The 2,586-nt window shown below is 43.7% G+C and carries 2 protein-coding genes; both read right to left on the bottom strand.

Features of this window, described 5'->3' with window-relative positions; translation table 11 throughout:
• Positions 1 to 89 precede the first annotated feature (89 nt).
• Positions 90 to 866: an IS21-like element helper ATPase IstB gene (gene istB / locus LIQ05_RS19115; protein WP_226822903.1), complete on the bottom strand. Its 777-nt coding sequence runs from the start codon at positions 864 to 866 to the stop codon at positions 90 to 92.
• Positions 863 to 2,407, bottom strand: a complete 1,545-nt coding sequence (gene istA, locus LIQ05_RS19110; protein WP_226822902.1) for an IS21 family transposase — start codon at positions 2,405 to 2,407, stop codon at positions 863 to 865. Before istA ends, istB begins: the two co-directional genes overlap by 4 nt.
• Positions 2,408 to 2,586 lie beyond the last annotated feature (179 nt).

Raw genomic sequence — 2,586 nt, 5'->3', positions numbered from 1 at the left:
TGAATATTACGGTGCGGCAGAGCCGCCAGTCCGGTGTGGCGAGAGCCACCTGTCCGGACTAACGGAGCCACCCCATTTTGTTTATTAAGTTACTTTGCCATTGCTGGATCCAGTCCATATACTTCTCTCATAGAGAGGTCTTTAGATGGGTCAATACTTTCAATATCGATCTTATAGGAATCATACGATATACGATCCATGATGGCATCGGCAAGAGTACTTTCACCATCACAGATTTGCTGGTACCATTCACTTTCACGGAACTGAGAACAAAAGATCGTTGAAGATTTTTTTCGTCTTTTATGTATCAGTTCAAAAAGATTCCTGGCTTCAGCTTCTGTCAGTTTAAGAAGCAGCCACTCATCAATGATCAGTACTATTGGCTTGGTGTATTTCTTCAGGACAGTCGAGAAAGTTCCATTGTCCCTGGCAGCCTGTAAGTCCAATAATAGATCAGGAAGCCGTACATACCGTACTGAGTAATAGTGCTTGCATGCTTCCATGCCAAAGGCACAGGCCATATAAGTTTTACCACTTCCGGTTGCTCCAGTAATAAAGATGTTCCGGTATTCTGTAATGTATTCACAGGTTGCCAGACGGTTGATCAGTGCTTTGTTCAGCTTTCGTCCAGAATGGTAATCAATCGCTGCGATGCTGGCATCTGGCTGTTCAAACTCAGCCTGGCGGATCAGCCTTTTCAGACGATTGTTTTTGCGGTTGCTGTATTCGACATCAACAAGCATGCCGAACCGATCTTCGAATGGAACTTCCTTCATTGCAGGATCATCCATCTGGATGCGGAATGCATCTGCCATAGCAGTCAGACGCATTTCAATAAGTTTATCGGTTGTACTTTGATTTGTCATGATTTTTTCCCTCCATAGTATCTGGCTCCTCTGGTTATGCCGTGTGGTTTTTCTACTTGAGATGATTCTGATCCGATATCAGGTGCATCCTTTGTTGCAACCAATAGATTTTTGATACTTTTATAGCTGGGTTTACCGGAATAAGAGAGCGCCTTAGCGCAGACCTGTTCCAGCTTTTCTGGCGAATATTTTTCTGCCAGTTTCAGTAATCCCATGCAGCTTCTGTAGGATTGTTGTTCAATCCTGCCGGAGGTAAGTATTGCATCGACAACCTTACTTGTGTTAATTCCAATCGAATCAGCCCACTTACGGAATCGGTCACCGTTCCATTCCAGATATTTCTGGTGTTCCTGCGGCATATGTTCTGTCACTGTAGAATACTGACCGCTTCTTCCATAGAGTCGTCTGTGAGAGGCAATACGATTGTGATTATAAAATATTTCAACCGTTATATCTGTTATACGCACATCAACCTTATTTTTGATATACTGATAAGGCACGGAGTAGAACATTCTGTCTACTGCGATGTGATAGTTAAACTGGACGGTGGCTTGTTTCCACTCAGCCAGTTCAAAAGGTGTAGCAGGCAACGGAGCCAGTAATGGCATTTCTTCCCCAAGAAATAAACTGAGTCTGCTACATTCCTTTTTCTGGAATTTACGGGCGTTGTAGGCATCCAGTTTTTCACGGATTGAAGCATTCAATTCTGCAAGAGAGAAAAACTGTTCATTGCGAAGGGCTGCTGTTATCCATGTGGATATCTTTCCTACCGATCCCTCTACATTCGGTTTATCTTTGGGTTTCCGGACTCTGGCCGGAAGGATGGCGAGATTGTAATGTTCTGCCATCTCATGATAAGTTGTGTTTAAGGCAGTGTTGTACCAGTCACTCTTTTTATGATTCACTGCGGTTGTACAGTTATCAGAAACGAGCATAGGTGTGACACCTCCAAAGAAATCAAACATCTGGACATGAGCTTTGATCCAGTTGTCGGTTTTCTCATTCATATATGCTTTTACAAAAGCATACTGACTGTAAGTTAATACACCTACAAATATCCATGCATCTGTGATTTCTCCGGTGTCCGGATCAATGATGTGGGCAGGGTCACCGGCCCAGTCAACTTCAATCTGTTCACCTGGTTTTCTGGGGATATGCATGGTAGCCCTGCGTTTTTCTTCATCCTTCTGGATGTAGTAGCAGAACTGAGAATACATTAGAGGCTCTTCGCTGCTCATGCGGCACTCCTCACAGTATTCTACCCAGAGAAGCTTTTTGTTTACACCATTTCGCAGAAGTTCTTTGCGAATGTAGTCAAAGTTTGGCATGCGTTTATTCGTTGCCGACTTATCCTTAGGAAACATCAGCTCCTCTAGTGCGCTGTCGGTCATGTCGAAATCCAGCGGCCATGAAAGCTTGATTTCCGCTGCCTTTTTTAAAACCTTAGCGACTGTGTTTCTGGATACACCGCAACTCTGTGCGATGTTCCTCTCACTGAATCCTAAGCTTTTCAAGCGTAGGATTTCACGATACTTGGTCATAACTTACGACCTCCTTTATCTGTATTCACACCAAAGGTGTGTATTTACAGTATAAAGGAAATATATGTAATAGAGCCCAATAAGGTGGCTCTGAATTACCGGAATATATGGCTCTCATTCTCCGGAATGGTGGCTCTCAAAGTCCGGACAGGTGGCTCAAAGAGCCCCGGAATAATCAT

This window comes from Blautia glucerasea (assembly GCF_020537505.1).
GTDB lineage: Bacteria > Bacillota > Clostridia > Lachnospirales > Lachnospiraceae > Blautia_A.
Note: the sequence above shows the minus strand (reverse complement) of the source record. Positions and strands in the feature narration are given on the sequence as shown.

Bases quoted from the DNA above. Each gene is read 5' to 3' on its own strand.
- istB (WP_226822903.1), bottom strand. From the start codon at position 866: ATGACAAATCAAAGTACAACCGATAAACTTATTGAAATGCGTCTGACT.
- istA (WP_226822902.1), bottom strand. From the start codon at position 2,407: ATGACCAAGTATCGTGAAATCCTACGCTTGAAAAGCTTAGGATTCAGT.